We start from the raw sequence: 25268 nt of genomic DNA on the forward strand, positions 1-25268 counted from the left end.
TCGCCAGGCCACCCTATATCCAAATTGAGATGCGGACGGTGTGGAAGGTGTTGGACAGATTAGCGGAAATCAAAGTCAAAGCCGAAGGAACGATTTTTGAGGAGTTTGTGTCTTCGCAAGTGGAGAACTACAAGCGACAAAAACAAAAAGAACTAAAAAAAGCGAACATCAACAACAAATGGATTGACCATGCCGACGCGCTTTTCAACTTATTCGCCCAAATCAGCGAAGAGGTTAAACCACAAATCGAACCGTTTGTCGCGCGTGTCGAGTTTGTAGACAATAGGGAAAGCGACGGCGCCGTCATGCTTACCGTAGCCAATTTCAAAGATGAAACATTCTCTTTGCGATGCGCTGACCTGCATACAATGGAAGATTACGCGAAGTTGGAAGACGATGCATTCGTGGAAACATTGGACGAAGCGCAAGAAGAGGGAGGGGTTCAGTTCTTTTTTGACCCGGACGAATTAGTTGAGACGGTTGCGCATTCCCGTATTTTCAAGGAGGATGATCCCTTTGCCGCCCTCAAGCAGGTAATCGAACCCCATCTAGTGGAACTGCTCAAACGGACATTCGATATCGCCGCTCTCTTGGAAAAGAAAACCTGAGATAACCAGCTTACCCGCCATTTACATAACCAAAAAAAACATGGGGTTTACCCATGTTTATTACATCACCCGCCGTATCTCTTCCTCATGTCTCATGAACATCACATGTTCAGGATAGCTGTAACTACCATGTTCACTGATATCCAACCCCTTCAGTTCATCTTCCTTCGACACGCGGAGCCCCATGGTTTTATCCAATATCCAAAGTGCAATAAAAGTAACCAAGGCAACATATAAAGCCGCCACGACCACGCCAACCAATTGCACACCCAATTGACTGAATCCACCGCCATAGAACAATCCCGCTTTGCCGATCCCCACTTTCTCCACCAAACGCGGCGAAGCGAATAACCCCGTGGACAGACTGCCCCAAATTCCAGCAATGCCATGGACGGAGAAAGCAAACACAGGATCATCAACGCCTTTTTTGTCGAAATAGACAGCAGTGTATGTGGTCAGGGAACCAGCCACCAATCCGATTACCACCGCCGCCCAAGCCTCCACGAACGCACACGCGGCAGTGATCGCAACCAAAGCGGCCAGCACTCCGTTTAAGATAGCTGGAATTTCCGCTTTTCCCGTCAACAGGAGCGAGGTGCAATAGGCCGCCAAAACCCCTGCCGCCGCGGCCAACACCGTAGTCAGCGCCACATAACCATAAAATCCGTCTTGCGCGCTAAGCGTGCTTCCTGGATTAAAACCGAACCAACCCAGCCAAATGATCAGCACGCCCAATACAGAATAAACTTGGTTGTGTCCTGGAATCACATTGGATGAACCGTCGCGGTTGTATTTGCCTAAACGCGGTTTCAACATCAGTGTGGCGACCAGCGCCGCGACGCCCCCTTGCAAATGAACGACCGTTGATCCAGCGAAATCTTGTTTACCCAAGCTGTGCAACCAGCCTTCCGCGCCCCAAATCCAGTGCCCGACCACCGGGTAAATGGCCACGGTATAGATGAAGGCAAAAATCAAATACACACTTAATTTGGCTCGTTCAGCAAAGCCACCCCAAGCGATGGCCAAGGAAACCGCCGCAAAGGAAAGCTGAAACAGAAACGAAAGTTCATTTGGTATAGCGTCTTTCTCCTCCGGCAGATCAAGAAACCAGCCCGTTTGACCAATCCATGACCCCTCACCAAAAGTCAGCCCATAACCTACAGCCCAGAAAGTCAACGCGGCTACTGAAAACCCGAGCAATTGTTTGCCGGCAATGTGACCCGCATTTTTCATCCGTGTGGCCCCGGCTTCCAACAAAACAAACCCCGCTTGCATAAATAAGACGAGAATGGCAGACAACATCACCCAAACGCCATCTACTGCCAACATGCCTGACATATTCGCACGCCCCTTCATGTCATGTTAATTAACACCTTAAGGGCATATTAACATGTAAAGTATCTCCTAACCATATTTATGTCAGATAATATGACATATAAATCAAGCAGAAAATAAAAAACCAGCCTTGCCGATCACTTTCGGCATGCCGGTCAGTTTCTTCATCATTTACTGTTCTTGGTTCACCCAGTTATAAAATGAAAAGCCATTGGGCCGCGTAGAAGCTCTCTCTTGCACGTTGGTTTGGTACAGCATCCCTTTTTGTCTGAATTTACGGGAATATTCCACAGCATCTTCTGCTGTGCGGACTTGGTTGCGCTGCCACTCAAACAAAATCCGGTCAATATAGCGGAAATTCAATTTGCCGCAAAACACGGCTTCGCGCAACGCGGCTTCAATCAGTTCTTCCCGGTGTCCATCTTCACTCAGCCACCGCGCCAACATTTGGCACTCCATGGGAGACAAGGCTCTGCCAAATTCTTGTTCAAACAAACGGAAAATAAATTGATAGGATTCCTCGCTAGTTGAAGTGTCTTCCTCTTCCTTGGCGATATAGGAAGAGACTAGTTGCTGATACAGCGGCGTCAATGAAAACCGTTCGCTGCGCAACCCGTATTCATTCACTTCATCATCAATATGCAAAAAGCCGCCCCGCACTAACTGCTCAATCAAGCTGACGATCTGTTCTTTTGTCATGTTCATGCGTTCAGACAATTCGCTTGCCGTCGGAAACGCCTTATGTTCTTTTTGCTGATAGAGCATGATATGGATCATCAGCATCACTTGCGGCTCTGTCAAACCTACCCGCTTATATTCCGTCAACAACAGCACAGGCAGAGAAAGCGAACCTTGTTCAAGGAGATGAACGAGAGCGGTCTGCACTGATCCTTTTCGATCCATGTTCATCCACCTCACTTATCCACTTTACTATATCACGCACGGATAATCAGATATAGACTTGAAAAACGAAAAAACACGTTGAAAGATTTCCGTATCAAGTGCCTGGCACCACAACAAATCTCTTATCATCGGACATTCGACCGCTTAAGCCCGCAATGCGAAAAGCCATTTTTCCCCACAACGAACGGCGGTGAAAAAATGGCTTTCACAAGCGATGCGCGTCCCCTCGCCCGCCTAAAGTTCGACCGGGAGGGCGCCGGGATCTCCTATTACGGATACAGTCGGTTCAACATGCGTGGGAATGGAATCGTCTCACGCACATGGTCTAAGCCGCAGATCCAGGCAACGGTCCGTTCCAAGCCCAATCCGAAGCCAGAGTGCGGTACGCTACCATATTTGCGCAAATCCAGGTACCATTGGTATGCCTCAAGCGGTAGGTTATGCGCGGCATAACGCTCTTCCATCAAGGCAGGATCGTCAATCCGTTGGCTTCCGCCGATGATTTCCCCATATCCTTCCGGAGCGATCAAATCGGCGCACAATACCACTTCTGGGCGGTTGGGATCTGGTTTCATGTAGAAAGCTTTGATCTCTGTCGGATAATGCGTGATGAAAACAGGTTTGTCGAAGCTTTCGGCGATTTTCGTTTCATGAGGTGCGCCAAAGTCTTCACCCCACTTGAAATCGGTAAACCCTTCCCGATGCAATAGCTCAACCGCTTCATCATAGGTAATCCGTGGGAAAGGCGCCTGCACTTTTTCCAATTTGCTGATATCCCGATCCAGTGTTTTCAATTCACGCTCACAATTTTTCAGCACTTGCTGCACCACATAGCTGAGCATCTGTTCTTGGATTTCCAAGCTTTGCTCATGTTCGACGAAAGCCATTTCCGGTTCGATCATCCAGAACTCAATCAAATGGCGGCGCGTTTTCGACTTTTCGGCACGGAACGTGGGGCCGAAAGAATATACATTGCGCAAAGCCATAGCCGCCGCTTCCATGTAAAGCTGGCCGCTTTGCGTGAGAAACGCGTCTTCATCGAAATATTTGGTGTGGAAAAGGTTGGTCGTCCCTTCGCAAGAAGAAGGCGTCAACACTGGCGGGTCGACCAAGGTGAATCCCTGTTGATCAAGGAATTCTTGAATGGCCCGGATGATTTCCGCGCGGATGGTAAGAATCGCGCGTTGGCGCGGCGTACGCAACCACAAGTGGCGATGGTCCATCAAGAAGTCGACACCATGCTCTTTTTTAGTAATCGGATACTCCTCTGCCACTTGAATGATTTCCACATGTTTCACATCGAGCTCAAATCCGCTTGGCGCCCGGTCATCTTGCCGAACTGTCCCGGTCACGTACAGGGAGCTTTCTTGCGTCAATTTGCTCGCGTCTTCCCATACTTCCGGAGCGACTTGGCTCTTCACCAACACGCCCTGAATAAACCCGGTGCCATCACGCAATTGCAGAAATTGGATCTTTCCGCTTGAGCGCTTATTATATAGCCAACCGCCCAATTTGACCTCCTGGCCAACATGTGCGGCTACATCTTTAATCGTAGTTAGCACGTATGTAAACCCCCATCCCTTAAGTTAAACCGATTCAATTATACAACTCTGCATTTTGAACAGTCAATGAACCGCCATCATCCCACACATGCATAAACATGCCATAAGTTTATAACATATAAATTAAAGTTAAATAGATCACTAACAACGAAGTAGGTGACTCTCTCTGAAAAAGATAGTAACATTGTCAGCCCTTTTCTTTCTCCTCATTTTGGCCATGCTGTTTTCCTCCTTCTGGATTCCGCGTGCGCAACCCCCTTCCTCAAAGAACCCGCCCAGAGCCGACCCAGCACCATCTCAACCCAAGGTTGTTAAAATAGCGGCATTTGGTGATGTGATGATGCATATTCCGCAAATGAAAGCGGGCAAAACCGCGGCAGGGGGATACGACTTCCGACCCTTTTTCAAGGAAATCAAGCCTTACCTCTCCGCCGCCGACTTGACAATCGGCAATTTGGAAATGACTTTGGGCGGCAAACGATTGCCTTTCAGCGGCTTCCCCCGATTCAACGCGCCTGATGAAATCTTGACAGCCCTCACTGACGCAGGCGTAGACCTGTTGAGTACAACCAACAATCATGCGATGGACACCGGCGAAAAAGGGGTGATACGAACTTACCAACAAGTGCGGAAGGCAGGCATGCAGCCGATCGGCACAGCCCCGTCGGCAAAGGACAGAAAACCGGTGTTGGTGCGCAAAAACGGCTTAACCCTGGCTTTTCTCGCTTACACCGAATCTACCAATGGCCTGCCCGTCCCCAAAGAAAAACCCTATCTGGTCAACCGGCTAAACCTTACGCAAGTCGCCAAGGATATTGCTGACGCGAAAAAGCAGGGGGCACACGCGGTAATCGTGTCTCTTCACTTCGGTGTGGAATACCAGCGCCAACCAAACCCCAAGCAGATCAGCATCGCCCGACAGATCTTGAAAAGCGGAGCGGACGTGATATTGGGCAGCCATCCCCATGTGGTGCAACATGCCGAAAAAGTAAGCATCAATGGCCAGGACAAGCTGATCATTTATTCCATGGGCAACTTCATCTCCAACCAGCAAAAACGGTACACTGACGAGGGGATCATTTGGTATTTCGATGTGGTGCAACACCCGGATACCAAGCAGGTCACATTTGACAACATCGCGTATTTGCCGACTTTGACCCACCGTTATATCGGTCAAAAGGGCAAACAATATACCGTGCTTCCAATCACGGAGCAATTGCCGGAGCGACTGCCGCCGTATCCTGGCATCACCAAAGCGAAATGGCAAAGCGCATGGCAACACACCACTTCCTTGATCAACGCGAAAGGAACCTTTCCCGTATATTCCCCATGACCCCCATGTTAGAAAGTGCTTAAGCATTTCGGCAAAGCATCCCCAAACCGAAGTTTTTAGTCTGCATTCTTTCATCGCTATGCGGGAACGTACATCGACACCAACCGCAGGCAATGGGCAAAGTCTAACGCTCTTCGCTCGATTCACGTTCCCAGTCATGTCGTTTTTAAATTGATCCAACAGCTTAAGCACTTTCTCCATATGAAAGTGCTTTTTTCATCCCGCCATCCCTGTGTTTCCGGCATTTGCAGTTCATACACCGCATTAGCCAGGCAACCTTTTCCAAACGTTCGGTTTTATTATCGCCCAGTTCACAAATAAATTAAGATATAATAAATTGATGTATCCAATCTAAAAGAAAGGTGGCTCCCCATGAACATCCAGATCCGACCTTACACGCTCGCCGATTTCCCACAACTGCTGGAGATCCAAAAAGAGGCCTTCCCGCCTCCGTTCCCCGAGGATCTCCTGTGGAACCGCGATCAGATCTCCGCCCATGTCCACACATTTCCCGAAGGGGCCCTTCTGGCTGAAGTGGATGGGGTAGCGGCCGGTTCGGCGACCGCTTTGATTGTCCACCACACAGGCAAGCCCCACACGTGGGCAGAGGTGTCTGACAACGGTTATATCAAAGGAAGCCATGCGCAAGACGGGGACAGTCTATACGGCATCGATGTTTGCGTGCGGCCACAATTCCGCGGTCAAGGCATAGCGCAAGCGCTATATCAAGCGCGCAAAGAGCTGGTGGTGCGCTTAGGCTTGACGCGGTTGATCGCCGGATGCCGAATCCCAGGCTATCACCGCTATCAGCATGCGCTGTCGGTTGATACGTACGTGAGGAAAGTGAAGCAAAACGAAATAAGAGACAGCGTACTTAGCTTTATGCTCAGTCAGGGACTTGAACCTTTGCAAATTTTGGAACATTACCTGGATGATGAGGAGTCTTGCCATTTTGCCGTCTTGGTGGAATGGAAAAATCCATACAAAAAAGAGGGATGAACAATGAAACCACTGCGCATCGGCATTGTGCAATACGAACTAGCACCCTTAAAGTCGGAAGCGGACTTTTGGGATGGCATCCGGCGCGATACGGATCAAGCAAAAGCTGACGGGGTACAATTGCTGATCTATCCAGAATACTTAACCGCCCACCTCTTGGCCTTGAGCGAGCCGCTGGCCCACGATGAAGCGGCTCCTTACCTTGATCAGTTCACCGATCGATACATCCACTTTTTCATTGACTTAAGCCGCGACACTGGCATCATCATCCTCGCGGGGACGCACATCCGCCGCGTTGGGAGCGGCTATGTGAATGAAGCCTATCTCTTTTTCCCGGACGGTCGAATCGAGACCCAGCAGAAGCTCCATTTGACGCCCGAGGAGCGCAACTGCTGGCATCTGAGCCCAGGCAACCGCCTTAATATCATTGACACAGATTTCGGCCGAATGGCGATTCTGGTCTGTTATGACATCGAATTCCCGGAACTTTCCCGCATCGTGGCTGAACAGGAAGTGGCGCTCATCCTCAACCCCATTTATACCGATCAAGCGGCCGGTTACTATCGCGTCCGCCACTGCGCCCAAGCGCGTGCGATCGAGAACCAACGCTTTGTCGCCTTGAGCGGGATGGTTGGAAGCTTGCCGTACATTCCGCAGATCGACGCTGGTTACGCCGAAAGCGGCTGTTTCTCGCCTTGCGACTTTCCATTCCCGGCAAATGGCGTGCTGTGTATCACAGATAACATGCAAAAAGATCTGGTCATTGTCGATCTAGACCTTACCCAATTGAAGCGCAACTGGGAAGAAGGGCAAGTCTCTCCTTATCGGGATCGGAAGCCTGAGTTATACCAACAGTTGGCCGGTCAACCATCTCAATAAACGTAATCAATGAAAGGCACGATCGCTGTCAGGGATCGTGCCTTATGCTATATGCAAATAAAAAACACCCCCCAGGTCATTGGAGAAGTGCTTTTTCTCACGCTTTCTTATTCTCTCCGCCTTCGTTGGCGTTTTTCTCGCTACTGGATTGATCGCCCACATCTCACGGCTTAAGGTAGGATCAAGTTTGCCTTCTCGAATTTGTTTTAGTCGGTGTTTTTTCGCTTTGCTTCTGACCATCGTTCATTTCACTCCCTTTCTGTTTCCTATGGTGCATCAACAGGACTTCCCATTCCAATAGCCATGGTATACCCGTTTTGGAACCGGGTTAATCATGCATTCACCCCACTCAGGTGACTGCTCACAAAAACATCATCGAGGCAAGCCCAACAAACAATAGCCATAGAGATCGTCAACGGGCAACCCTAAGCCCACTTCTGAAATTTAGCGGCCAAGACTTTTCATATAAGTGACCTAAAACGCAGATTCAACCATCGGTTCTAGAGCGTGTCTGATGAATAGGCCAGCGGCTCCAAAACCATTTTCTCATTCGCTTCACGCGTTGCTAGGAGCTCCTCGAGAAAAGGTTTTTCCGCCGCTTCTTCCCTACCAACTCGATTTGCCAGACACACCCTAGACTCCTTTGTCGACTACCTAATCATTGTTCCCCAACTTTATGACCTCGATAAATGAACAGGTCAAATTGCCCTATCATTCGCCTTCTTCCGTGATCTCATCCAAGACATGATCAGCCAGTGCGGTGACAACTTTTCTATCAACCTTGCCTGCCACCGGTTGGGCCGCGTTCGCCGCTCCAGCCGCCACCGCTGTGGCCAGCGCGCGTTTTGCAGTAGAACCGTTGGCCAGACTCCACAAAAGTCCCCCCATAAATGCATCGCCTGAGCCGACGGGATTCACCACATCGACTTGCGGTGCAGGCACATGGTAATAGATCGATCGGTGATAAGCGACAGCCCCTTGGTCACCCAGCGTAATAATGGGAAAGTCGATTCCTTTTAAGACTAAGTCCGCCAATGGTTTGCGCCAGTGTTGGAGGCTTGGCGCCGCTGGTTGCTCCCCGGCATCCGCTTTCGTCAGAGCCGCGAACTCATGCTGGTTCGGTGTGATGATGCTGGGCTGACAAGCGATGGCGGCCGCCAAGGCCGTGCCACTGGTATCAACAACCACACGTGCGCCCCGCTGACGGACAAAGCGAAGCAAGCTACGCCATTCCTCCATCGGAAGACCTGGCGGCAAGCTCCCGGAAAACACGACGATCATACCTGGGGTGATCAGAGATTGGAGGCGCCTTTTTAACCGCTCCATTTGGCCAGCTGTCACATGTAAGCCCGGCTCCAAAATCTCTGTCGCCTTCTGGTAGCTTTCATCAATGATGGATAAGCAGATGCGAGACTCTCCCTCTGGGACTTCGCAAAATGCGGCGTCTATTCCCTCTTCCTGCAATTTTCTGATGATGGTTTGCCCATTGTCCCCTCCCACAAACCCGGTCGCCGTCACCGTCCCTCCCAAACGGTGAATGGTACGGGCTACATTAATGCCTTTTCCTCCCGCCTGGGTATACTTTTGCCGCACTCGGTGCACTTCCCCAGCTTGAAAATTATCCACTACATACGTGGTGTCCAAAGCGGCGTTTAATGTCACTGTCAAAATCCGGCTCATATCCCCCTCCTCATCTGCCTTACAAATCGAGTGCGAGGCATTGATGGAAAAACATGACAACCAATTCAGAGATAGCACCCATTTATGGCGTCACAACTTTTTAATGCGCCCCTTAAACCGTTCGATAAACCGCGCATTGGCCTCATCTCCGCCTGGTGCATTGCCGCTCATCCAAATCGGCGGCGTGATCCCTTTTTGCACCATCAGTCGTACCGCCTCTGCCATCACGCAGTTTAATAAGTAAGCGTTAGCAAAGGTAGACATGGCGGCGACCGGTTGATCCAGATTTGGAATGTTGATGACCGCATCTCCCACTTCTACCTTGCAGTCTAAAACCACATCCACCAATTCAAACAGATTTTTTTTGCTCGGATGGCGGGCTGGATGGTTCTCCGGCGTGGCAGTGGCATGTTTCACAGAGGTGACGCCGATGGTGGTCACTCCCCGCCGTTTCGCTTCCAGCGCCGCGTCGATTGTCGCCGCGTTAATTCCATACGCGTTGACGATGATAAGTAAATCACCCGCTTGCAGATTGTAATCGTCGATGACAATCGTCCCGTATCCCGGAGTGCGTTCAATGGCCATCGAGCGTAAGGCGCCCCCGCTCAAAAGGGTTCCTTCATCAAGGATGGCACTAACATGCATCAGCCCCCCGGCCCGGAAAAAGACTTCCTGCGCCCCCAGATTGGAATGACCCCCTGGGCCATACACATAAACGATCTTATCTTGGCTGACATGGTCGGCAATTAGGCGCGCCGCTCGATTGACCGCGTCCGCTTCCTCACGCAGCGATTCCAAGTGAGCGACGATCTTCCGCAAATACTGTTCCATGATGATCTCAGCCATCGGCACCGCCCCCTTGCATGTGGGTGTCTGCTTCATGCAGAATCGCCCCTTGTTTGATCGTGCGGAGTATCCGCACCTCCTCATCCTCCGGCTCAAACACGACCAAATCAGCCGGCGCACCGACAGCCAATCCCCGCCGCGCCGACAATCCCAAGTAAGCGGCAGGTCTTATTGATGCCATGTCCCATGCATCTTGCAATCTGCACAGTTGTTTCTTAAACAAGTTCCATACGCCCTGCCGCAAGGTCTGGACAGAACCGGCCAGCAGCTGCGGCCTACCTTTCAGATGGAGTTTGCCCTGCGGTGTCAACACCACGCGGCCGCCGATATGCGTCTCATACTCTCCCGGCTCACGCCCGCCCAGCTGCACCACATCACTGACCAGCATGGCTTTGTCCCGCTTCACGCGCATAATCACTTTGATGACCGAATCAGGCAAGTGAAACCCGTCGCCGATCATGCACGCCCACAAGTCCGGCTCGGCAAGCTGATCCCAAATGTAGTTGGGATGCCTGGGGAGCATCGGATGTGCACCATTGCCGAGATGGGTAGACAAGGTTGCTCCAGCCCGCACCGCTAATGCAAGTTGCTCTGTGTTGGCCGCAGTGTGACCGATGGCCACTTTCACCCCATGCCGGACGCAGGATTCTATGAATTCGTGTGCGCCTGGCCACTCCGGCGACAAGGTCACCAAGCGGATACGCCCGTCCGCCGCCTTTTGCCATCGCTCAAACAGTGCCCAATCCGGGGCTTTGACAAAGGCGGAATCATGAGCTCCACGCGGACCGTCCTGCGGCGAGATAAACGGGCCTTCCAAATGAATTCCCGGTATGACACGGTCAAGTGTAGGTAACTGGCGGATCGCTTCAGCAACGGCCCGTACCGCTTCTTCAATTCCTTCGTCATGGTTGGTAATGATGGTTGGCAAATAGGCAGTCACCCCTTCCCGCCACAACATACGGGTCACGGCGGTGACCGAGTCGGGGGAAAAGGGCGGTGTATTCAAGTCCACCCCGCCGAATCCATTCACCTGCAAGTCAACCAGTCCGGGCGCCAGCCACGGCAAACCCGGTCGGTTCTGAATACGGCGGATATGGCTGATGATTCCCCCCTCGATTTCCACCGCAATCGAACATCCCGTCCGATAATCCACTCCCTCGATGTGTCGAATCTCAGTCTCCTGCATATTCGCTCACCCCGTATGCAACCGTGTCCAGATACAATACCCCATCTTGGTGCCTGCGCAGGATCGACGCAGGGCAGTCCTCAGACACGGGACCGGTAAGAGCTCTGCGCACCGCCTCGCGCTTTGTCGGACCTGGAACGACGCCAATCAGGTGATCTGCGGACATCAGTGCTGGCACAGTCAGAGTCAGCGCAGTCTGGGGAACAGATGCAAGATCAGGGAAACACCCGTCGTTTACCTGTTGTTGCCTGCATTTCTCGTCCAGGCAAACTGATTTGACAACAGCGGGGTCATTAAAATCAGCCACGCCGGGATCATTAAAAGCGATATGCCCATTCTCCCCAATCCCCAGGCACACAATGTCAATCGGCGCTTCGCTCAACAACTGGGCGTACCTGGTACACTCCCGCTCTGGATCACCGTCTGGCCGGATCAGTTGCACTTGCCCCGGGTGGACGTGGCGAAACAAATGTTCTTGCAGATAATAGGAGAATCGCTGAGGTGAGTCCTCCGGCAACCCGATATATTCATCCATATGAAACACCTCAACACATGACCAATCCACTCCTTCTGCGCGACAAAGATGCATGAGTAGTTCATTTTGCGACGGTGCGGCCGCAAACACCATACGAACCCTTCCCTTACGCGCTTGCACTTCCTTCATCTTGTTCACAACCTCGGCCGCGGCCGCCGCACCCATGGCATCTCGGCTTTTGTAGACGCGAATCCGCAAATGGTCCACAGTGGTTTGCACGACTGGTTGCCATCTGGCATCCATGCCCATCCCCCTTTCCCGCAATCGGACGCGGTGCTTACGTCGACGAATCGCTGGCTTCCCCTTTGCTTTGTTGCGCCAGCAGGATTTTTCTCTTGGCCGCTTGTTTGACCGCTTCCCGCGCTGTAAGGAAATAGCGGCGGGGGTCGGCCTCATTCGGATGCGCAAGCAAGTAGTCTCGCAAAGCTTCCGCAAACGGCAATTTTAGCTCAGTAGAAATATTCACCTTGCTGACACCACATTGCACCGACCGACGCACCCCTTCATCCGGCACACCTGACGCTCCATGCATAACCAGCGGGATGGCGACGCGCCGAGAGATCGCTTGCAACCTGGCGAAATCCAGTTGGGGCTCGCCTTTGTAAACGCCATGCGCCGTGCCGAACGCCGGAGCCAAAAAATCAATTCCGGTTCGGGCAACAAACTCTTCCGCCAAAGCGGGGTCCGTATAAGTGGCTTCCGCTTCACCGACAGAACCTACCTCCTCGGCTCCGCCAATGGTACCCAACTCTGCTTCCACGGGCACGCCAACGGCATGGGCGATCTCCACCACCCGTTTGACTAGCGCCACATTTTCTTCGAACGGAAGATGAGAGCCATCAATCATCAATGACGTATATCCAGCACGCAAACATCGGACTACCGTCTCCACGCTGTCTCCGTGATCCAAGTGCAACGCAATCGGTACCTTGGCAGACTGTGCGGCCATCTTTGCCATCGACACCATGTAATCCAGCCCGACATAGTGAATCGTCCGTGGGGTTGTCTGGAAAATGACAGGGGCCTCCAGCTCTTCCGCTGCTTCGGTTACAGCCTTCATAACCTCTAGATTATGGATGGCAAACCCCACGACAGCGTAATGATGGCGATATGCGTCTTCCAGCATGGCTTTTGAAGTTACCAATGGCATGGCGACATCCCCTCCTCATCTATTCCGCCCATTGCCTCAACTGACTGGAAAAGCAGTTGTCTTCGCACCCCTACCAAGCGAATAAGAACACGGTTTTGAAGCCGCTGGTCTATACACCAGACACGCCCTATTCATCCAGCACAACCACTTGCTCCAGATTACGCGGCGAGTCTGGATTTAAGCCCATCTTCAACGTACGGTGATAAGCAAACAGTTGCAAAAATGGCAAATACAACAGACTCCGGCTAAGATCGCCCAAACCGCTGTCCAATGCGATTTTCACGTTGCAATGGAAATCATCCAATCCATCGCCCAACACCACCGCGTCGGCTCCAAACTTCCGCACATCATCGACCAACGCTCGCTCATAAGAGCGAATCGCCCCATTGCTCAACAGGAGAACGCGACATTGCCCGTCCAGTACCGAAATCGGGCCGTGGCGGAATTCAAGTGGGTTAAACGCTTCAGCGTACAGTTGTGTCATCTCCTTTAACTTCAACATCCCTTCATAGGCCAAACCCAGATATGCGCCAAGACCCAGATAAATAAAATGACCATACGCTTCATCCGCCGCCAATGATTCTGCAATTGGTTCGACACGGGCAATGACCGATGCGCCGATGTCGGGCAGGCGTGACAATTCTGCCAAAAACCCTTCGTCCGCAGACAGGATGCCAGCAAGCAACTGTGAAACAAGCAACAGATTCGTAAATGAGCCAGTCATGACCACACTTTTCTCCTGGGAGTGGGGCAAGCTGATCACATCATCTGCTATGCGGGCTAACTCACTATCTGGTTGGGTGGTAATCGCGATGCAATGTGCCAGCTTGTTTTGCTGGGCATAGGCAACTGCTCGGACTACCTCCGTGGTGTTTCCCGAACGGGAGGAACCGATCAACACCGTCCGCTTGTTCTTGCCAAAAACGGCACCTGGATTGAGGAAAACTTCCGAAGCAGGCACCGCCTTGGCAGAAATCCCCGTTTTTTCCTGAAATGTCGACGCGGCGGTCATCGCAATGTAATAAGACGTTCCGCAACCGGTGAACAACACTTCATCCGGATTGAGGTTGTTAAAGAGTTGTTTCAACTCCGCCGCTTTGGAAAGCACTAATTTGATCGTCTGCCGCCAAGTCTCCGGCTGCTGTTTGATTTCTTGGTAGGTGTGTGTTTGCACCATCCGTCTCCCCCTCTTTTTTTTTGCAAGTGATGATCCATTACGCCTTCTCCACTTTCTGCTTGGCGTAAAGCGCGCTGCCGATCACCCCCGCATCATCCGGCCAATGGGCCGTGCGTATCTTAAGGCGTGACCAGTATCCTTGATAAACGGATCGTTGCAACTCTTCCCGCATCGGCGCAAGCAACCGCTCCCCCGCTTCGGCTACTCCTCCGCCGATCACGACTACGTCCGGACTGAATAGCGTCACGGCGTAAGCTAAAGCCCGGCCCAACACCCTGCCGGTGTGATCCAGCACTTCCCGCGCCACCCGGTCACCGGCGTCATACGCTTTGGAGACGTCGGCCGCCGTTAATCCCGACAGATTGGCGGCGGGAAACCAAGTCCCTAAAACGCTCTGTTTCCCCTGGGCGACAGCCTCGCGAACCTGTCTGACAATGCCTGTGGCCGAAGCGACCGTCTCCAAACACCCCTGCATGCCACAAGCACAAGTAGCCTGTTCCCCCTCCATCCTCATGTGTCCGAGTTCGCCAGCCATAAAACCGCCGCCGTAATAAACCTGGCCCCGGACGACCACTGCCGCGCCTACCCCCGTGCCAAGCGTGATTCCCAGTACATGGTCATATCCCTTTCCGGCACCTGTGATCGCTTCGCCAAACACATACATCCGAACATCATTGTCAACAAAAACCGGAAGATTCAGTTTTCTACCCAACCGTTTCGCCACTTCCACACGGTTCCAACCGAGGTTTCCAGCAAACAGGGTAATCCCCTGTTCCGGATCAACTAGGCCGGGACTGCCCATTCCCACGGCCAGCACTTGACTGGTATCCCCTTGCCGAGATGAAATCAGTGTCTTTACCGTCTGGGCGATCGCCTCCAGCACATGTTCACTGCCGAGATGGGCTTTGGTTGGCCGCTTAATTTTTTCAAGCAGACGACCTTCACCATCCAACAGCCCGCATACGATGTTGGTGCCACCCACATCCATTCCCACCAGATATTTCATGATGATTCGCCCCCGTTTCACGACAATCGCCGCACCATCTGCAAGAAGTGATCACTGATCGATCAGCCGGTAGATCGCTTCATGGATGGCCGTTTCGACGGTAGCTTCGAACGGGGCGGGCAGACAGAAATAAACAATCGATTCCCGCGCCTCGTAACCGCCTTCGGCCACCTGACGTTGAGTGGGTACATATCCGATCATGCCGTTGCTATAAGGCACTGGCAACACAGACCCGGCAAATCGTTGTTTGATGAACAATCCGTATTCCACCACCATCTCCGCATTCATCGTCAGCAACGACAACCCCTCACACAGCTTCAACCAAGACATCTCCAACGGGATGGGAGGCAAATGATGTCGAGGCTCATCCCGCGCTAACTCATTACGGAACAGCAATGATTGAAAAGGCAACGGGACATGCGTCATTCTCCCAATCAAACGACATGGAGCCAATGTTTCCATCGGTTGGTTTAAGACCCAGGTCACCTCCTCCGCGAGGAGCTTCCCCAGCTGGCGAACATCCCGCTCACCGCCTCTATAAAACCGCCCCTCTTTGACCAAAGCAGGCCGGACATCACCGCAACATCCCTGCAAAAATGCGGCCACTGCCCCCGAATCCAAACTACTTTCAAGCAGCGCCATAGCCGCGCCGGGATACTCGGATGAAACGAGCGGCTCATCCGTGGTTGTGGGGTGGCAAGTGAAATGGACGAGCAACGCTTTGGTTTGGTTCGCTTTCGTGCGGAAACGCACCACATGCACTTCCGGATCGGCGGGTCCGTCGGGATCGGGCGCCATCTCAATCTTTCCGGCGACCGGTTTGCGGCGGTGGATGCTGAAACGGCAGGCGCCCTTTCCCCGCTCTGCTACCACCGGCTCCACATTGGCAGTAGCCAATGCAATCCCCTGAAGCAGTCTCTCTTCCAACCATGTTAGATACCCTGGATCGGCTTCTCCCAATGCGGGAGAAAAACGGTGGGTTGTCTGTGGCCCCGAATGGGTGTGTGTAGCATGCAGGATGAAAAACGGCGCCTCGATCCCCCACCTCTTCGCCAAGTGGCGGCGCAAGCTCTCAACCAACTCTGGCCCCCACCAAATCAGATCAGCCGACACAAGCAACGCCGACTGTGTTTTCCCGGCGTCGCTCCGCTGTTCAAAAAACAACATTCGGGCGTGCAATGGCAAAGATACACCGCGATATTTCCCTACCCGCCCTTCAAATCCCGCCAATGGCACCGGCCAAGTCGGGGTGATATCAACCTTGGCCGTTCCCAATGCCAATGTCGGTGTCATGTGGCATCCCCCAAGTGTATTTCCTTACCCGATGCATTAGACTGGTAAATCGCCTCGATCAACCGCACTGCATCTCTTCCTTCACGGGCAGCAACAGCGGGAGACCTTCCCTCAGCCAATGCGTTCACAAAGTCGGTTAGTTGCAATTGATGATACTCTGATGGGATGTCACGCGGATCAGTGACACCGGCTCCGTCGCCACGCACCCCGTCAAGTTGCGGCAGTGGCATGTCGGGAACGCTCCAATGCGTGATCGCCATCCCTTCCAATTTGATGGTGCCGCTTTCCCCATAAAAAGAGAGAGTGGGAGCAAAGCCCGGCCGGATACTAGTGGAAGAGAGGAGTGTGCCAAATGCTCCATTGGCAAACGTGAGCACAGCCAAGCCCATATCCTCTGCCTCCATACGGTGCGTCTGGGTAGCTATTTTGCCAAAAACTGACTTAACTGGGCCTGCCAACCATAACGTCAAATCGATGGAATGAATGCCCTGGTTCATCAGCGCCCCTCCGTCTTCGGCCAACGTCCCCCGCCACTTTGCACTGTCGTAATACGCTTGTGGGCGATAAAATGGGCAGGCCACTTCCACCATCAGCAATTTGCCGATCCCCCCGCTGTCCAGGACGCGTTTGACCTGTTGGTGTTGCGGTTCAAAGCGACGTTGTGACACGACCGTCAAATAAAGACCGTTTGCTTCTGCCGCTTGGATCAGGCGATCCGCCTCCGCCGCGCTCATCGCAAGCGGTTTTTCTACCACCACGTGTTTTCCCGCCTGTAGCGCCTCCAAGCCGATTGCGCCGTGGCTACCGCTGCTGGTCGTCACGCAAACAATGTCCACTTCCGTATCGCGCAACAACGTGCAGTAATCCGTTGTCCATTTGCACCCTTCACGCTCACCGACGGCACGTGCTTTCCGCTCATCCCGGCTGGCGACCGCTACCATCCGGGCCCCTTTCATCTTGCGGATCGCTTGCAGGTGGAACTCGGCGATCGCCCCGCAACCGATCAAGGCAAACCCCCAGGTTTTCACAACCACTCCGCCTCCTTCAGGAGCTTTTGCAACCCTCTTAACGACTGTTGCGTGCCATCCTTCGCGGTTCCGCCCGGCGGAATGTAGTGCGTCTCAATGGTGTAGTATCCTTTGTACCCATCGGCTTCTAACGCTTGCAACTGTTCTAGCATGCGCACTCGGCCACGGCCAATCGGCACGCATTGTGGTTCACCGTGGTCGTCGACCAACGCGTCTTTCAAATGCACATGGCCAAGCCAATCCTTCACCCATCTGTACCCTTCCGGAAAAGCGGGACGGCCCCCGTACTCTTCATTGCCAGGATCCCACAGCACCCGGAGGGCAGGAGAATCGACCGCTTCTGCAAGACAGGCCACTTCTTCGGCATAACCGCCATTACAAGACGGTTCGTTTTCCAGCAAAAGCAACATCCGTTCTTGTTCCGCTATTGCGGCTGCCTGTCGCAAATGACCAACAATCTCCGCTTGATACCGCCGTGGTTCCTGTTCCCGCCAGAACGAAAACAGGCGGATTTTTCTCGTTTGCAACATGTTGGCTATCTGGATCGTGCGGTGCAACATAGCGAAGTGTGTAGCAACATCCTCTTCAGGCTGCCCGAACCTGTCCCCAGAAGCCACCGGGCGCGACGGATCAAGGGCGCATTTGAACAACGGGGAAGCGATCGCCGACACAAACAAGCCACGCTTCACCACCTCTTCGTGCACCCACGCGATCTCCTGATCCGTCAAATGTACGACATTTTTTCCGTCCACCATGCGGATTTCCACATGCGACAACCCCTGGTTCGCGGCCCAATCCAACGCTTCAGTCAAGTCACTCGACACTTCGTCGGTCACCACACCCAACCGTTTGAGCATGCACGTCACCCCCTTTCTCTCATCATGGTTTTTGGTAATGCGCGGTCACTTTGCGAATGCCTTGGATGATGTCCTCAATATCCTGCTCATCGAAAAACTCGCTCACCCCGATCCGCACCGCTGTCTGCAATATTTGTTCCGCTGTCGGACACAATCCTCGCGGATAAGTAACATCAGACAAGTCAAATGGGAAATGGCTGTTCAGATACGCTTGTCGCTTTTGAAAGAGCGGTTGCAAATATACGACTTCCGGAATATATCCCGGCTGGTTGGGAATGCCCTCAGCCGCCAACGCTTCGGAAAATTCCGCACGACTACAAGTGAGCGCATCCAGATCAAGGCGAAACATGTAAAACCAATAAGAGCATGTGCCCCCTTCATACACCTGATGCGGCTGAATGCCCCGGAGTCCGCTGATGCCCTCAGTGATGCGATCCCCGTAACGTCGCCTTGTTTCACAAATCCGCCGTAGCTTTTTCAATTGGGCTACGCCGACCGCGCCTTGTAGCTCGGTCATCCGATAGTTGGGAGCCAAATACGATAGTTCCCGTCGCACTTGCCCCTGCAACCGTTGATAATTCTTGTCGGCGAAAGCATGAACCAAGCGATACTCCTCTTCGTCCCCCGAATTGACCGTCACGATTCCGCCATCCCCTGTGGAGATGTGCTTAAAATCGTTGGTACTGAAACAGCCATAGTCGCCAATCGTACCGACCAATCGCCCTTTGTACCGGCACAGGTAGCTTTGGGCACAGTCTTCAATCACCTTCAAATCATGCTTGCGGGCGATAGCCATGATCGCATCCATGTCGCTGGGATTCCCTGCCAGATGCACGACCAGGATGGCCTTGGTTCGCTGGGTGATGCGGGACTCGATCGACGCAGGATCCATGTTGTAAGTATGGGGATGTAAGTCGGCAAAAACGGGAATCGCATTTTGATAAAGGATGCCGATCAAGGTGCCTTGGTCGGTGATCGGACTGGTGATCACCTCATCGCCCACCGTCACCCCTGCCGCCCCCAAAGCGACATGAATGGCGGCCGTGCCGGAAGAAACGGCTACACTGTAATCCACACCATACAGCTCGTTGAAATCCTGCAAAAATTGTTTCACTTTTTTTCCATGATGGTAAAAAAGCGTATTCTGCTCCAGCGCTTCCAACAACTCTCTGGCCTCTTCCTCGCCAAAGCGTTTCCCCGTGCCAAACGGCGTTGTTTTCACTTTCGGTCCACCGTGAATCGCCAACCGGCGTTCATCCATGCCGAATCCCTCCCGCCCATTTTCTTTGCTTACCCCCGCGATCATCCTCGGTTTTGTTCACTGACACCACCTTTTTGATGCAGGGAACCCCAAACGGCCGTGCCATCGTTTCTGCCGACAGTTGGCGCTGGCCCTGTGGAACCGGCACCCACACGACCAGATCGGCTACGTCTTTGCCACTGGTCAGCTGTACTGTTCCATCCTCTTTGATCCCTACGACGCGCACAGTGCGGCGAGCCCGCTCCCATTCACTGATCTGCTTGCCGGTCCAGAAGACGAATCCCCGACGTTTGGCTTCATGCACGACATTTCGCAACGCCTTACGTACCGAGGGTTGATTGTGGATGTGAACCTGGTGAAACAGAAAATGGGCCACCCCTCGCACCTGGCGAACCCGTTCAAGAAACGGGACAGTCACACTCATGTCTGCTAACCGGGGATGATTCAAGTCCTGAGTCAAAAACCCGACTTCCAACACATCATATAGGCGGTTTTTCTCATCCGCCCATGAGATCGGAAAGTAAGGGTGGCATGTGCCAAACAAAAAGCCGACATTTCCTTTTTTGCTCGGCCCCCTCGTTTGATCTGACGCTATGCCGTGGGTTTCACACCAGCGAAACAATTCGCCCCAGCCTTCAAATCGAGTGTAGTGATTTTTGTTGGAATGGATTTCTGTTAAGCCGGTCGCCTTTTTCAGCCACTGCAATTGGCGCTGGAATTCGGCTTCTCCCCACTTTCCATGGTCATGCTCCACCGCATTGTAATGGAAAGCCAACTCATGCCCCTCGGCCAGTACCCGTGGATAAATGTGAGGATCATATCCCGGTTCTATCATGCACCAAGTGGCTTTGACACCGTGTTCCCGCAACACCGCCAGCGTCGTTTCGGCCGATTCATTCACATTCAAATCGCTGTCGAGAGAAATCATAGCCACTTGCTCTATGCCTGCGGGCCAATAGCCAACAAAAGGCAACGTCAACCCCCTGTCGACTACCCTGTTTAGCAGATGGCCAATCATCACTTCTCGCCACCAATCAGCATAAGGATGCGCAAAATAAGGGGTAGCGGTCTCCGTTGTCAAGCGATCCAATTCCCAATCCATCGCCATGCCATCGTCCGCTTTCAACATGCCATCATCAATGGAGCCAGTGCCATCCAACGCCGGAATCCCATCTTCTATCACCGGTTCGGCACCTTGCTGCAAACCGACGACGGTTTCCGCTATATCAACCGCCCAGCGATCGATGATCCCTTTTCCCACATGGAATTGAAGCAAAGCCGAACCGAGGCTGGCCCCCTGCGGATGCTCCGAGTGAATCTGGCCAATCGCGCTATAAGGCGGCCCGTCTTCCGACATCGCGATCCAGGGAGTGGCCCGCAAGTACCTGAGCGGATGCGATACGCCAACGTGCATAGGCAACCACGCATACCCTTTGCCAACGGGGCCTCTGTCGGCAAACCCGAGCCGACCCGCCAAAGAGGACAGCCCCCCATAGGCGATCACGATCCCCCCTCGCTCCGCAAAGCGCCAAATCGGCGTTACCGCCCCCTCCTCTTTTCGATCTAGCGCCACCAACAACACATCAAATGCCCGTTCTGTCAATTGTTCGACATCATCAATCCATTCAAACGGAATACCAGCATGAGACAATATTTCGCCAAGATAGACTTGAAATACATTTAGTCCGTTGTCCCATCTTCTAAGAGCTGCTTTCCGATCCAATAAAACACCCACTCGGGCCATCTTCATCGCCAAATCCACCTTTTCATTCCATTTCGAAGAGTCACTCAAATACGCCATCAGACATAATTTAATCCGCCGGCATAGGGAAACGGAATCGGAAACAATTCTTTCAAAACAGAGAGCAAACCCTGAAGGTGATTCGTGTGAGAAGCCGGATCAAACAGCAACGACACAAACGCCTGCGCATCCAAGATGACCTGCTCCCCATCTAGACGCAGTTCCGCGCGGCCATTCGGCAAAGCCTGCACTTCCAAGCCGGCGCCTAGGCGCTGGTGTTTCTCCTGCAGATATGGGCGCAGTTGCTGGATCAGCCTTTCTGGATGAACGATGCGCACGGTTCCCAAGTTTTGCTCAGCACAGTGTTCCGCAGGTGCCAAGGCTTGTGCCAACTCCGCCTCATGCCATAAAACCGGGACGTCCAAACGCCCAAGCCGATATCGCTTAACAGCATGTGCCAATGCAAGCGCAATCAAGCGTGGTTCCCCAGCCCATTCGATGGCTAGAGCAGGAGTTGCCGCTCCCTCGTCCGCAGGCACAGCCACCACCGCAAAGGCTTTAACCCGCCCTTCCTCTTCAGCAATCAACACGCGGTGACGCAAGTTCATGCAACTGGCATTTGCTTCTGCCTGCATCAGGGTGGCTATATCCCAAACACTCTGCTCAAATCTGACTTCCCTCTTCCGTGCCAATTCCGTCACCTTAAACCAATCCGTCGGCCCCAACTCCCTCAGATGCACTTCCGCATCTGCCGAGACGTTCCGGACAATCTCCGACGCTGAGTCCGACCCGATCATGAACCGGGTGATCGTCCCAAATCGGAAACAATCTATCCGCTCATACAACGGCCCATAGCCGGACACCAACAATAAAGAAGCTTCCGCTTCGTCGATATGAGCCAAGATGCGCCGTAGAATCAACCCGGCAATCCCTTTTCCACGATAGTCGGGATGGGTGCAAACCGAACCGATCGAATACACATTCAACCGGGCGCTACCAATGTGCACAACGCTCGGCACTAAGCCTACAAACGAAACAAGCCGGCCATCCGCAAACGCACCGTATGACTGGCCTAGACTAGATGAAAATACATGGGGAAAAGCCTGCGCCATTGAAGGCTGGCTAGACGTGCGAAACGTTTCGTCAGAAAGCCGAACAGCTGTCTTTAATTCATCAGCATGCAACAAACGAACATCGACCATGGGCATGCTCCCCTTTCTCACAATTCGTGGATCAATTGATCATAGTCAGCTGGATTTAGACTGTATAGTTCGGCGCGCGTCTTTTTCGCTTCGGGACAGAACTCGCTTGCGTCCTGAAATAGAAACACCCGGTTCAACGCCCGCTCCACCTGATCCGACTGCCCCGACTCCTTTAATAGCTGCATCAGCTCGTAATCCCGGATTCCCCGTTGCAACCATTTGTATCGAAGCGACAACAACGGTTTTCCGGCAGCTCCCGGATAAACGAAGTTCATGTCTCCCGCTTTCCAAACCGGCGCCCGATATGACAACTTTTCCAAGGGGCGCTCTGGCCAAACCGTGTAATTCCAACGCAAAAAGCCGTCCAACTTCCACTTTTCTGCTAACCATGGAATCAGTCTGCACTCCACCGGCGGCGACCCAATGAACGTGTTGGGAAAGTCAGGGTGACAACAAACATAATACAACAACTTTCCGGGGATTTGCGGTTTTCGTTCCAGCAACTGTTCATACTCGGCGGCCACACATTGCAAGATGGGAACATAATCATGGATTTCGGAAAGATTGTGGTGGAGAAATGCAGTTTGAGCGATGGCAATCTTATAACGAAAACAGGGAGCGACTTGCCGCAAAGCAGCCACTCTCTCTTTAAACACGGCAAACTCTTTTGGCTCATCAGCAAGAACGCGGACGCGGTCAATCCAACCTTTTTCGATGAAATGCGCTTGCAACGCCCGCACGTAGGCGTCGAAATCCTCCCTCCGGCGCATAAAGCGAAATGTGCCCGACCCGCTGTCATAATAGCGAATGCGGACACCATCGGGATGATCCGCGATGACGGACCCATAACCCGCCTCGGGGTCCTGCCAGATGTTCAACAATCCGAACAATTCAATCTCCGCCGCAATCCCATATCGTTCCGCAAGAGCTACATAGCGGTCTATGACAGAAAAATCATATACAAACTGGCCGTCCCCGCGTCGAGTGACCCGAACCATGCTGTATTCGAACAAATCGGCAGGTTCTGGATCGCGATGACTGTGTTGTCCCGACCACGGGATTTCCGACACCACCACGGACACCGCTTTTTGCCCCAATTGCGCCAAACTGTGCAGATAACGGTCAAGAATCGCAAAATGTTCGTCAGACCACAGGCGGACGTCGTACTTTCTGGCAATGTTGGAGTTGTGTTGCCACAAATCGAGATAAAACCGGTATTGCGACGGTTCCGGCAACAAGTAATCTTTGATGGTAAGGGAAAACTGGCACTCACCCAACAGCCGCTCATCTTCAAACAAAGTGCGGGCATATATTCGCACTCGGCCGCTGTACACACCAGGCTGGCTGGCGTCGGTCGTTTCGCACTCCACCCACACTTGTTGCAAATGCCAACGTTCCACAAACATCGCGCTTTGCTCCAGCAACACGTCCGATTTCAAACACCCATCGTCGTCCTCAATCAATCCGATCAAACGGACTTCCGTCCGCACCGGCGCATCGGTGTTAATTTCCAAGCGCACAATGTTGAGCGGACCGCCTTTCCAAAACAAGGGATCGGTGCTTGTAGTGAGCAGAAATGCTTCATCTGCGGCCATGAGCACTTGGAAAGCAGCACTATCCCTCCGGCAACACGCGAGATCCAGCCGTTTGGTGGCCGTCACCTGCCGCACTTCCTCCCAAGTGAGTGATCCCTTCACATATTTGTGAAACATCGTGGCCAAACCGAAATGCAACGCGATCCCTCCAGACTGCATGCGCTAAGATTGGTTATAACGCAACGGTTTCTCCGGTCAGGCGGCTTTCGTTCACCGCCTCGATGAAGCGGATGATTTGCCGTGTTTCCCGGAAATCAACAGGTGTTTTCCCTGTGGTGAACATCTCCATGATATGCGTGAGCAGACTGGCATAGTACGGTTTGGCGCTGGCGTTCACATCAACGGCGCGCGTGCCCCCGCATCGATGGATTAAAGCGCCGAACCCATTGTTTCCCTTGCGGTTGCCGCGGACAACGCCTATACGTCCATCTTCCCACACCCCTACCGCCACATCCTGCTCATCGTTGCCTGCCGCAGTGACGCGGACACACCCTTTGCCCAGGATGGCAAATAGCATTTCCACGGTGTGAATTCCATACCAGAACCAACCGGGTTGCGTCGGTTCAAGCGGCATGGGGCCGTAACAATCCGCTCCGTAAACATCACCTTGTTCCGTTTCAGCTAGCGCCGTTGTCAGCGCTTCCGCGTAACGGAGCGCGGAGCAACTCAATACCGGCACCTGATATCGGTCGGCGAGAGCAAAGATTTTGTCCGCATCGGTGCTGGTGAGCGCCAATGGTTTATCGATGAACACCGGCTTACCGTAGGGAGCAATTTTTTCAAATTGTTCCAAGTGCACCCGCCCATCAACGGATTCCAATAAGATGGCGTCGGCTTGTTCGGCGACGGTTTCAGGCGTGCTGACAATGGCAACGCCATACTGATCCGCCAGCTGACGCGTATATCCTTCAACGCGTGTTCGGCTCAGATCAAAATCAGGTGACCCACCTGGATATGCCGCAATGACCCGCCCGCCCGGCACATGATGTGGTTCCTTTGGATCATGCAACAATTTCGTAAACGCCGTCACGTGCGACGTATCCAAACCGATGATGCCCAATCTCAATTCACTCAAGGTTTTTCACCTCTTCC

Annotated in this window: 24 protein-coding genes; 4 read left to right on the top strand and 20 right to left on the bottom strand. The window is 52.9% G+C overall.

Annotated features, from left to right (window positions below; all coding sequences use genetic code 11):
* The first annotated feature begins 50 nt into the window (after positions 1–50).
* Positions 51–608, top strand: a complete 558-nt coding sequence (locus tag CLV36_RS06780) for a hypothetical protein (protein WP_181352859.1) — start codon at positions 51–53, stop codon at positions 606–608.
* 60 nt (positions 609–668) lie between these two features.
* Here the strand turns inward: CLV36_RS06780 and CLV36_RS06785 are convergent, their stop codons facing one another.
* The 3 genes from CLV36_RS06785 to asnS all read right to left on the bottom strand — a co-directional run bounded on the left by CLV36_RS06785 (position 669) and on the right by asnS (position 4408).
* Positions 669–1946 (bottom strand): ammonium transporter, encoded by a 1278-nt coding sequence (locus CLV36_RS06785; RefSeq protein WP_245888308.1) that lies wholly within the window; start codon positions 1944–1946, stop codon positions 669–671.
* A gap of 168 nt (positions 1947–2114) precedes the next feature.
* Positions 2115–2846, bottom strand: a complete 732-nt coding sequence (locus CLV36_RS06790; protein WP_181352861.1) for a DnaD domain protein — start codon at positions 2844–2846, stop codon at positions 2115–2117.
* 269 nt (positions 2847–3115) lie between these two features.
* Positions 3116–4408 (bottom strand): asparagine--tRNA ligase, encoded by a 1293-nt coding sequence (asnS, locus tag CLV36_RS06795; protein ID WP_106342131.1) that lies wholly within the window; start codon positions 4406–4408, stop codon positions 3116–3118.
* 217 nt (positions 4409–4625) lie between these two features.
* On the opposite strand from asnS, the gene CLV36_RS06800 reads away from it, so the two are divergent.
* The 3 genes from CLV36_RS06800 to CLV36_RS06810 all read left to right on the top strand — a co-directional run bounded on the left by CLV36_RS06800 (position 4626) and on the right by CLV36_RS06810 (position 7619).
* The gene (locus tag CLV36_RS06800; protein WP_281257242.1) at positions 4626–5741 is read left to right on the top strand and encodes a CapA family protein; all 1116 of its coding nucleotides are present in this window, start codon (positions 4626–4628) and stop codon (positions 5739–5741) included.
* A gap of 372 nt (positions 5742–6113) precedes the next feature.
* Positions 6114–6740, top strand: coding sequence for a GNAT family N-acetyltransferase (locus tag CLV36_RS06805; protein ID WP_106342133.1), 627 nt, complete (start codon positions 6114–6116; stop codon positions 6738–6740).
* A gap of 3 nt (positions 6741–6743) precedes the next feature.
* On the top strand, positions 6744–7619 hold the full coding sequence (locus CLV36_RS06810) for a carbon-nitrogen hydrolase family protein (protein WP_106342134.1): 876 nt from the start codon (positions 6744–6746) through the stop codon (positions 7617–7619).
* A 42-nt stretch (positions 7620–7661) separates the two neighbouring features.
* Here the strand turns inward: CLV36_RS06810 and CLV36_RS06815 are convergent, their stop codons facing one another.
* From CLV36_RS06815 to CLV36_RS06890, 17 genes are all read right to left on the bottom strand, one after another.
* On the bottom strand, positions 7662–7859 hold the full coding sequence (locus tag CLV36_RS06815; RefSeq protein ID WP_106342135.1) for a uracil phosphoribosyltransferase: 198 nt from the start codon (positions 7857–7859) through the stop codon (positions 7662–7664).
* Positions 7860–8119: 260 nt separating this feature from the next.
* Positions 8120–8251: a hypothetical protein gene (locus CLV36_RS17835; RefSeq protein ID WP_281257241.1), complete on the bottom strand. Its 132-nt coding sequence runs from the start codon at positions 8249–8251 to the stop codon at positions 8120–8122.
* A 79-nt stretch (positions 8252–8330) separates the two neighbouring features.
* Positions 8331–9299 (bottom strand): 1-phosphofructokinase family hexose kinase, encoded by a 969-nt coding sequence (locus tag CLV36_RS06820; RefSeq protein WP_106342136.1) that lies wholly within the window; start codon positions 9297–9299, stop codon positions 8331–8333.
* Positions 9300–9389: 90 nt separating this feature from the next.
* Positions 9390–10145: a sugar isomerase domain-containing protein gene (locus tag CLV36_RS06825; protein ID WP_022737664.1), complete on the bottom strand. Its 756-nt coding sequence runs from the start codon at positions 10143–10145 to the stop codon at positions 9390–9392.
* Positions 10138–11331, bottom strand: a complete 1194-nt coding sequence (locus CLV36_RS06830) for an N-acetylglucosamine-6-phosphate deacetylase (RefSeq protein ID WP_054096391.1) — start codon at positions 11329–11331, stop codon at positions 10138–10140. The genes CLV36_RS06825 and CLV36_RS06830 overlap by 8 nt, the downstream gene beginning before the upstream one ends.
* Positions 11318–12115, bottom strand: coding sequence for a glucosamine-6-phosphate deaminase (locus CLV36_RS06835; RefSeq protein ID WP_029072015.1), 798 nt, complete (start codon positions 12113–12115; stop codon positions 11318–11320). Before CLV36_RS06835 ends, CLV36_RS06830 begins: the two co-directional genes overlap by 14 nt.
* 28 nt (positions 12116–12143) lie before the next feature.
* Positions 12144–13016, bottom strand: a complete 873-nt coding sequence (locus tag CLV36_RS06840) for a class II fructose-bisphosphate aldolase (RefSeq protein ID WP_106342137.1) — start codon at positions 13014–13016, stop codon at positions 12144–12146.
* 127 nt (positions 13017–13143) lie between these two features.
* The gene (locus tag CLV36_RS06845) at positions 13144–14193 is read right to left on the bottom strand and encodes an SIS domain-containing protein (protein ID WP_106342138.1); all 1050 of its coding nucleotides are present in this window, start codon (positions 14191–14193) and stop codon (positions 13144–13146) included.
* Between the two features lie 37 nt (positions 14194–14230).
* On the bottom strand, positions 14231–15199 hold the full coding sequence (locus tag CLV36_RS06850) for an ROK family protein (RefSeq protein ID WP_106342139.1): 969 nt from the start codon (positions 15197–15199) through the stop codon (positions 14231–14233).
* Between the two features lie 51 nt (positions 15200–15250).
* Positions 15251–16492, bottom strand: coding sequence for a neutral/alkaline non-lysosomal ceramidase N-terminal domain-containing protein (locus CLV36_RS06855; protein ID WP_106342140.1), 1242 nt, complete (start codon positions 16490–16492; stop codon positions 15251–15253).
* A complete protein-coding gene (locus CLV36_RS06860) occupies positions 16489–17520 on the bottom strand; it encodes a Gfo/Idh/MocA family protein (protein WP_106342141.1) in 1032 nt (343 codons plus the stop codon). The genes CLV36_RS06855 and CLV36_RS06860 overlap by 4 nt, the downstream gene beginning before the upstream one ends.
* The gene (locus tag CLV36_RS06865; RefSeq protein ID WP_106342142.1) at positions 17517–18377 is read right to left on the bottom strand and encodes a sugar phosphate isomerase/epimerase family protein; all 861 of its coding nucleotides are present in this window, start codon (positions 18375–18377) and stop codon (positions 17517–17519) included. Before CLV36_RS06865 ends, CLV36_RS06860 begins: the two co-directional genes overlap by 4 nt.
* 22 nt (positions 18378–18399) lie before the next feature.
* The gene (locus CLV36_RS06870) at positions 18400–19638 is read right to left on the bottom strand and encodes a DegT/DnrJ/EryC1/StrS family aminotransferase (RefSeq protein WP_106342143.1); all 1239 of its coding nucleotides are present in this window, start codon (positions 19636–19638) and stop codon (positions 18400–18402) included.
* Positions 19631–21388 (bottom strand): polysaccharide deacetylase family protein, encoded by a 1758-nt coding sequence (locus tag CLV36_RS06875; RefSeq protein ID WP_106342144.1) that lies wholly within the window; start codon positions 21386–21388, stop codon positions 19631–19633. Before CLV36_RS06875 ends, CLV36_RS06870 begins: the two co-directional genes overlap by 8 nt.
* 50 nt (positions 21389–21438) lie before the next feature.
* A complete protein-coding gene (locus CLV36_RS06880; RefSeq protein WP_181352865.1) occupies positions 21439–22581 on the bottom strand; it encodes a GNAT family N-acetyltransferase in 1143 nt (380 codons plus the stop codon).
* Between the two features lie 17 nt (positions 22582–22598).
* A complete protein-coding gene (locus CLV36_RS06885) occupies positions 22599–24314 on the bottom strand; it encodes a DUF4091 domain-containing protein (RefSeq protein WP_106342146.1) in 1716 nt (571 codons plus the stop codon).
* Between the two features lie 34 nt (positions 24315–24348).
* Entirely contained in the window at positions 24349–25251 is a 903-nt protein-coding gene (locus CLV36_RS06890; RefSeq protein ID WP_245888309.1) for a Gfo/Idh/MocA family protein, read from the bottom strand.
* Between the last annotated feature and the right edge of the window lie 17 nt (positions 25252–25268).

The sequence above is a fragment of the Laceyella sediminis genome (assembly GCF_003003125.1).
GTDB lineage: Bacteria > Bacillota > Bacilli > Thermoactinomycetales > Thermoactinomycetaceae > Laceyella > Laceyella tengchongensis.

Coding starts and splice junctions, on each gene's coding strand:
- CLV36_RS06785 (WP_245888308.1), bottom strand. CDS start 1,946: ATGTCAGGCATGTTGGCAGTAGATGGCGTTTGGGTGATGTTGTCTGCC.
- CLV36_RS06790 (WP_181352861.1), bottom strand. CDS start 2,846: ATGGATCGAAAAGGATCAGTGCAGACCGCTCTCGTTCATCTCCTTGAA.
- CLV36_RS06800 (WP_281257242.1), top strand. CDS start 4,626: ATGCTGTTTTCCTCCTTCTGGATTCCGCGTGCGCAACCCCCTTCCTCA.
- CLV36_RS06805 (WP_106342133.1), top strand. CDS start 6,114: ATGAACATCCAGATCCGACCTTACACGCTCGCCGATTTCCCACAACTG.
- CLV36_RS06810 (WP_106342134.1), top strand. CDS start 6,744: ATGAAACCACTGCGCATCGGCATTGTGCAATACGAACTAGCACCCTTA.
- CLV36_RS06815 (WP_106342135.1), bottom strand. CDS start 7,859: ATGGTCAGAAGCAAAGCGAAAAAACACCGACTAAAACAAATTCGAGAA.
- CLV36_RS06820 (WP_106342136.1), bottom strand. CDS start 9,299: ATGAGCCGGATTTTGACAGTGACATTAAACGCCGCTTTGGACACCACG.
- CLV36_RS06825 (WP_022737664.1), bottom strand. CDS start 10,145: ATGGCTGAGATCATCATGGAACAGTATTTGCGGAAGATCGTCGCTCAC.
- CLV36_RS06830 (WP_054096391.1), bottom strand. CDS start 11,331: ATGCAGGAGACTGAGATTCGACACATCGAGGGAGTGGATTATCGGACG.
- CLV36_RS06835 (WP_029072015.1), bottom strand. CDS start 12,115: ATGGGCATGGATGCCAGATGGCAACCAGTCGTGCAAACCACTGTGGAC.
- CLV36_RS06840 (WP_106342137.1), bottom strand. CDS start 13,016: ATGCCATTGGTAACTTCAAAAGCCATGCTGGAAGACGCATATCGCCAT.
- CLV36_RS06845 (WP_106342138.1), bottom strand. CDS start 14,193: ATGGTGCAAACACACACCTACCAAGAAATCAAACAGCAGCCGGAGACT.
- CLV36_RS06850 (WP_106342139.1), bottom strand. CDS start 15,199: ATGAAATATCTGGTGGGAATGGATGTGGGTGGCACCAACATCGTATGC.
- CLV36_RS06855 (WP_106342140.1), bottom strand. CDS start 16,492: ATGACACCGACATTGGCATTGGGAACGGCCAAGGTTGATATCACCCCG.
- CLV36_RS06865 (WP_106342142.1), bottom strand. CDS start 18,377: ATGCTCAAACGGTTGGGTGTGGTGACCGACGAAGTGTCGAGTGACTTG.
- CLV36_RS06870 (WP_106342143.1), bottom strand. CDS start 19,638: ATGGATGAACGCCGGTTGGCGATTCACGGTGGACCGAAAGTGAAAACA.
- CLV36_RS06875 (WP_106342144.1), bottom strand. CDS start 21,388: ATGAAGATGGCCCGAGTGGGTGTTTTATTGGATCGGAAAGCAGCTCTT.
- CLV36_RS06880 (WP_181352865.1), bottom strand. CDS start 22,581: ATGGTCGATGTTCGTTTGTTGCATGCTGATGAATTAAAGACAGCTGTT.